The organism is Flavobacterium sp., from assembly GCF_003525665.1.
Taxonomy (GTDB): domain Bacteria; phylum Bacteroidota; class Bacteroidia; order Flavobacteriales; family Flavobacteriaceae; genus Flavobacterium.
The window spans coordinates 1-7,207 of record NZ_DQDX01000051.1 but is presented as its reverse complement, the minus strand read 5'-3'; the positions used below and the strand labels follow the sequence as shown (position 1 = coordinate 7,207).

Below are 7,207 nucleotides of genomic sequence, written 5' to 3'. Positions count from 1 at the left end.
TATTTTATATCATGCAATAAATTTAAATTCATGAAATATTACTTATCGTTACTAGTGTTTGTTTTTGTAATTAAACTGTCTGCGCAAAACAACAACATTGAAAAAGGAGAATTTTCCTCTTCAACTTCATCGTCAGAAACTTTAAAATTTCTAATTTCTGATGATAAGAAATTTCATCTTTCTGTTCTTTCGGGAACCTACGAGGAAGTAAACGATTCTATTTATTTCAAGTCAAATTATGCAGATTTGCCACGGTTTAATTTAAAATTTTCTAATCCAAATCCAAAATCTGACAAGATCATTATTGACTTAAGTGAAGAGTCTTACTATCAGCTTTATAAAGTTTACATTGGAACACAAAAAAATGTAAATTCTCCAATTGAATATCAATCAATTAAAGAAATGGTGAAGATAGAGGAGACAAGTCTTGAATCAAGAAAAGTTAGTTTTGAAATCGATAGAGTTGAATTTGTTTATTTAGTTGAAGAAAATCCAAAATCAGAATCTTTTATAGAAAAATTTCAAATTGCAAAGGACATTTCAAAAATAGATTTAAAGTATTCTTCATTTTCAATCAATAAATTAAATTTTAAAGGATTTTATAATCAAAAAACAAAAGAGCTAACGGTTACAGAAGGTAGAAATCCCATGGTTTTTTCAAAAGATATTATCGTGGATGTAACAGAAAAACCAATTGAAGTAACGACTCAAAAAAATTGGACTTATGAAGGAAAAGCTATTGATCCAATTTATGATTATGATGCTGCTATCGACAATGTTCCAACAGTAGAGTATGGTAATCAAGTTCCTGAATATCTCTTTAAACTTAAAGTAGAAAATAATTTAGCCGATGCTTTAAGCGAAGCAAAAAAATATCCTGAAAAATTTTTAGTAATTTTTTATGATACAAATAAAAATGCTAAAAAAGAGTTTGAAGAATATATTACCAACTTTCAAACAAACTTGAAGTATTATATGTATGACAAATACTATCCGGAGTATGATAATTATAATTTTTATTTAGCAACTGATAAAGATGTAAAAAGTTTAAATAAACTGGGAGTAAGTGAAAATCAATCTATCGTTTTTTTAAATTCAGATGGCTTTAAGTTGTATCATGCAAAAGCTAAAATTAATGATGATAATTTTGCTTATTACAACATGTCAAGTATAGTAAGTGATTTAAAACTAATCAATTCCTTTGCTCAACTAGACGAGGTAGTGTTAAATAAAAAGAAAACTATTTCACAATTTAAGCACGAACTAGTTAAAATTACAAGTTCAGGAAGAAGTACTTCCATGTATTCAATTCCGCCACCAGCTATGCCTGCTGCAACAATTGGAGAGGTTCAAGTTGTAGAAGACGTACAAGATAATTCAGTTCAAGATTTTGCAGTTACTGAAGTCGATTCAGCTGCGACAGCAATAATTGATTACAGTAATTATGATGTTCTAAAAGAAAAAAATAATGTGTATAAATTAAAATCTACGCAAGATGAAGTTAATGCTAAATATAAAACGCTACTAGATTTTCATCAAAATGATAAAGTTGTAGATGCACATTTAGTAACAATAATCATCAATGAATTAAGATTATCTGCTGGATTTAGTGGTTTGTTGTTTAATAAGTATACTAAAGAATTAAATGCAAATGATTATAAAGCAATTGATTATATTTTAAAGTTTTTCAATGAAATACCAATGTTACAATCAGAAATACTTGGTTATCAATATCGTAAAGATTATCTCTTAGAGTCAATTTCTATGGCATTAGGAAGAATGGAAAACAAAAATCAAATCGATAAAGTGTTAAATTATTTTGATAAAATAGCAGCAATTTCAAATGAAAACATATGGGTGCATAAAAATAAAATGATTTTTTTAAAAGAAAATAAATTGGATGTAGAATATCTAAATGCCTTCAATAATTATTTTAAAAGTTATATAAAAGACGACTCTAGCGTTATTGAACAACTAGATAAAAAGTACAATCCCGATGTAGATTACAGCTGGCTTGAGTTTAAAAATTCATTTGCTAATGAGTTAAATACAGCTTCATGGTATGTTGTTGAAAAAGTAAAAAACACAAATCTTGATAGTGTGTCAAATGCAATTAAGTGGTCTCAAACTAGTTTAAAAATAGAAAAAGATAATTATTTTTATTTAGATACATTGGCGCAATTATATTATTTAAATGGTCAAAAAGAATTAGGTATTCTAACAGAACAAAAGGCAATTGATGCAGCATTACTAGCCTCAGACTCGACCATTATAGAGGAATATAAAATTGTATTAGAAAAAATGAAAAACGGAACCTATTAAACAAAAAAAAACCTGACTAATTAAAGTCAGGTTTATTATATGTCATTCTGAATTTATTTCAGAATCTAAAATATTAAATCTCAAAAGCAGCTTTCACTTGATCAACAAAATCCAATTTCTCCCAAGTAAACAATTCTACTTCAACAGTTTTTGTTAATCCGCCTGGAGCAGAAAAAGTTTTAGTTACTGTTTCTGGCGTTCTTCCCATGTGTCCATAAGCAGCAGTTTCGCTGTAAATAGGATTTCTTAATTTCAATCTTTGCTCAATAAAATACGGACGCATATCAAAGATAGCTTCTACTTTTTTACTGATTTCTCCGTCAGTTAAATTCACTTTCGAAGTTCCATAAGTAACAACGTTAATAGAAGTTGGTTTAGCAACTCCAATAGCATAAGAAACCTGAACTAAAATTTCGTCAGCAACTCCAGCAGCAACCAAGTTTTTAGCAATATGACGTGTAGCATAAGCTGCAGAACGGTCAACTTTACTTGGATCTTTTCCAGAAAATGCACCACCACCATGAGCACCTTTTCCTCCGTAAGTATCCACAATAATTTTTCTTCCTGTTAAACCAGTATCTCCGTGTGGTCCACCAATTACAAATTTCCCAGTTGGATTAATGTGATAAGTAATATTGTCATTAAATAAATGAGCATATTGAGGATATTTTGCCTTAACTCTAGGAATCAAAATAGAAACCAAATCCGATTTAATTTTAGCCAACATTGCCGCTTCTTCATCAAAATCGTCGTGTTGTGTAGAAATTACAATCGCATCAATTCGTTGCGGTTTATTGTCGTCAGAATATTCTAAAGTAACTTGCGATTTAGCATCTGGACGTAAATAAGTAATTTCGTTATTTTCTCTTCTCAAAGTAGCCAATTCTCTCAACAAAGCATGAGATAAATCCAACGCCAATGGCATGTAATTCTCAGTTTCGTTCGTTGCGTAACCAAACATCATTCCTTGATCTCCAGCACCTTGTTCTTCTTTGCTTGCTCTATCAACACCTTGATTAATATCTGCCGATTGCTCGTGAATTGCAGAAAGAATTCCACAAGAATTAGCCTCAAACATGTATTCGCTTTTTGTGTAACCAATTTTTCTAATTACTTCTCTAGCAATGTGTTGAACGTCAAGATACGTGTTAGATTTTACTTCACCAGCAAGAATTACTTGACCTGTTGTAACTAAAGTTTCACAAGCAACTTTCGATTCAGCATCAAATGCCAAAAAATTATCGATTAATGCATCAGAAATTTGATCTGCTATTTTGTCTGGATGTCCTTCACTAACTGACTCTGACGTAAATAAATAAGCCATAATATAATTTTTTAATCTGAAATTATTTCAGATTCTGTTAATAATAATTCCGTACTTCTATCGAAGAAAAAAAAGTAAATTGCAGGAAAAAAGACTAAAGGAGAGTTTCTGCTTTAGCATTTTTTAACGAGGTTGCAATCAGTTCAAATTTTTCCTCTTTATTTCGAGTGCAAATGTATAAAGACTATTTTGAATAAGAAAATCAATTTCGTTTTTTTTAATTTTTTTATGATTTATTCAAAATTCTAAATACGTAGTTTTTAAAGATATAATAACTGTTTTTTTTAATTTTATTTTAGATTTTATTCTTGTTTTACAACAATATTGTCGTCGAAAGTTTAACAAATTTACAATCGTAATTCCATACGTTTATAAGCCAATTTACGAATTTCTTAAAACTGAAACTGGAAAACAAAGCGCATTTTCAATTGAAAATGATTCAGTTGACTAAATGATTCAGAAGTTTGAAACTCCAAAAAAAATACATTTAAAATAGATTAACTTGAATTTGAAAAATAAAGCGCCTGATTTCTCAAGCGCTTTTTTACATTATAATTTTGTTTCGTTTCTTAGTTTACTGCGTTTCTTTCCGTAAACAAAATAGATAACAAAGCCTATCGCCAACCAAACAAAAAGCCTTAACCAAGTGTCAAATGGTAACGAAACCATCATTACTACACAAGTGATAATTCCTAAAATTGGAACAAGCGGAACAAAAGGTGTTTTAAATGGACGTTCTAAATGAGGTTGTTTTTTGCGAAGAATTAAAATTCCCAAACAAACCATCACAAATGCCAATAAAGTACCAATACTTGTCATTTCACCAACCACACTTATCGGAACTAATCCTGCAAAAAGACTTATAAAAATACACAAAACAATATTCGATTTATAAGGTGTATTGAATTTAGGATGCAATTCTGAAAAAACTTTAGGCAACAATCCATCTTTACTCATCGAATAAAAAACACGCGATTGACCTAATAAATCTACTAAAATCACAGACGTATATCCTATTAAAATGGCTAAAATCACTGCGATTCCCAACCATTCGTATGGTGTATTTGCAATTGCAATAGCAACTGGTGCTGCACTATCTTTAAATTCAGTATAATTGGCTAAGCCAGTCATTACGTATCCAAAAAGAATGAAAAGAATGGTACAAACTAACAATGATCCCAATATTCCAATGGGCATGTTCCTTTGCGGATTTTTAGTCTCTTGTGCCATAGTTGCAACAATATCAAATCCAATAAAGACAAAGAAAACAACACCAGCACCACGAAGAACTCCAGACCATCCAAATTCTCCAAAAGTTCCTGTGTTGGTAGGAATAAAAGGATGGTAATTGGCAGGATCAATATATTTCCAACCCAAAGCTATAAAAACAATAACAACACCAACTTTTAAAGCAACTACCACAGCATTGAATAGTGCCGAGCTTTTTGTCCCTCGAATTATAATTGAAGTTATTAATCCGATTATTAAAATAGATGGCAAATTTACAAATCCGTGAACGAAACTTCCATCGGCTAAAGTGGCAGTTTCAAATGGCGATAACACCAATTGTGGTGGGATGAAAATATCAAATTTTTCTAGAAATTTAACTAAATATTGCGACCAACTAATGCCAACTGTCGCAGCTCCAACAGAATATTCTAGAACTAAATCCCAACCAATTATCCATGCAAATAATTCTCCTAAAGTGGCATAAGCATACGTATATGCGCTACCCGAAACTGGGACCATCGAGGCAAATTCGGCATAACATAAAGCGCTGAAGGCACAACCAACTGCGGCAATCACAAAAGACAATATTACCGCTGGACCAGAATTATTTGCTGCGGCAATTCCGGTTAACGAGAAAAGTCCTGCGCCAATAATTACACCAACACCAATTGCAACTAAATTAATAGCGCCCAAACTCCGTTTTAAGGAATTTTTTCCTGTATTTTCTGCTTCTAATTTTAAAGCTTCTATCGATTTTTTTAACATAATTAATAATGAGTTATATATTTGTAAGGATTTGAAATTCGCTCTAATACGACGTTTATTTTTCTTATTTTAACTTGTGTTCTTTTACTTAATTTATAATTGGCTGCATTGGTTAATAAAACACCAAACAAAATCACGAATAGGCCAATTAATTGACTGGTTTCTATTTTTTCAGATGCAATAATCCAGCCCACTAAAACGGCAACTATTGGGTTGATATAAGTGTGCGTACTCACTAAAACAGGATCTTTAACTTCCAATAACCAGATATAAGATAGATAGGCTACAATCGATCCAAAAAAGATTAAAAAAGAAAGTCCAAACCACGAAGATAACGGAATTGCAGTAAGATGAAATGACGCCCATTCTCCTTTGAATGAAGCTATTGCAATACTTGCAATTCCAGCACTAATTAATTGTTGCGCACTATTCATAAATGTAGATTGGTCAGCTGGATTATTTTTAGAATACAACGATCCTGCAACCCAAGAAATAGAACTCAATGCCAAAACAGCAAAAGCAATAATTCTTAAAGTGGAACTTGTATCGTGATTGGATGAAGAAATACTTCCTTTTAAGAATAGAATTAACCCGATGAATCCGATGATTAATCCAGATACAATTGGAATATTTGAGAAATAATTTTTCCAATTTTTCTTGTCTAATGCAATGAACCAAAACGGTCCAGTTGCTATTGCTATTGCGGCTTCCGTTGAGCTTACATATTGTTCACCCCAAGCTACAAGTCCAGTTCCACCTGTTAGAATTAAAATTCCAATTATGGCATTTTTTTTCCAATTGATCAATGAGTTGGAGCTTTGTCCTTTGCTTTTTTGCCATAAAAAAAGTAGTAATCCTGCAATTAAAAATCGGAATCCTGACAAAATAAATGGAGGAAAACCTTTTAAAGCTACCGAAATAGCAAAGAATGTTGAACCCCAAATAACATAGATGCTTGCAAATGCTATGAAGAGTTGAATGGTATATTTATTTTTGAAATTTGACATATTATATGATTTTATGATTAAAAAAAAGACCCTTTTTCAGGATGTTGAAAAAGGGTCTGTAAAATTTTTATTTTACTTCAATACTTTTTAACAACAGCATAGCCGCATTTTCATGCAACGACAAGATTTATGACACATTTCATTATGATGTAAAGTTTTCATACTATTCAAATTTAAGATTAAAAAAAAAGAGCCATTCAAGGTAATGAACGGCTCTTTGTAATGTAAAATTGATTTTATTTTTTACGCCAGTTCATTCCATAAATAATGGTTGCAACACATCATGTTACGCATATTATTCATGTTATTTTGGCGGTTGTTTTTCATAATCTGGTGCAAAGATAAAGTCTTATTTTTAATCTTTCCAAATTAAATTTGAATTATTTTTATTTATTTTACAGAAATAGCAAAAATTACATTGTTTTAAGGTGTTTTGTTGTTTATTATTGAATGAATCTTGATTCTTTAGTAAAAAAGCGTCTCAATTTTGCGTTTTTGTTAAATATTTTCTATTTTATTTTTAAGATTTTGATGAAAATACACTTTTTAAAAACCATGC

At 30.7% G+C, this 7,207-nt stretch carries 4 protein-coding genes; 1 reads left to right on the top strand and 3 read right to left on the bottom strand.

Going from position 1 to position 7,207, the window contains the following annotated elements:
* Window positions 1-30 precede the first annotated feature (30 nt).
* A complete protein-coding gene (locus DIU01_RS03485) occupies window positions 31-2,322 on the top strand; it encodes a hypothetical protein (RefSeq protein WP_290831857.1) in 2,292 nt (763 codons plus the stop codon).
* A 73-nt stretch (window positions 2,323-2,395) separates the two neighbouring features.
* On the opposite strand, the gene metK is transcribed toward DIU01_RS03485, so the two are convergent.
* The 3 genes from metK to DIU01_RS03470 form a co-directional block, all read right to left on the bottom strand.
* Window positions 2,396-3,646 (bottom strand): methionine adenosyltransferase, encoded by a 1,251-nt coding sequence (gene metK, locus DIU01_RS03480; protein WP_290831856.1) that lies wholly within the window; start codon window positions 3,644-3,646, stop codon window positions 2,396-2,398.
* A 549-nt stretch (window positions 3,647-4,195) separates the two neighbouring features.
* Complete coding sequence (locus DIU01_RS03475; protein WP_290831855.1) at window positions 4,196-5,641, bottom strand: amino acid permease; 1,446 nt, start codon at window positions 5,639-5,641, stop codon at window positions 4,196-4,198.
* Between the two features lie 2 nt (window positions 5,642-5,643).
* Complete coding sequence (locus DIU01_RS03470) at window positions 5,644-6,648, bottom strand: EamA family transporter (protein ID WP_290831854.1); 1,005 nt, start codon at window positions 6,646-6,648, stop codon at window positions 5,644-5,646.
* Window positions 6,649-7,207: the final 559 nt, after the last annotated feature.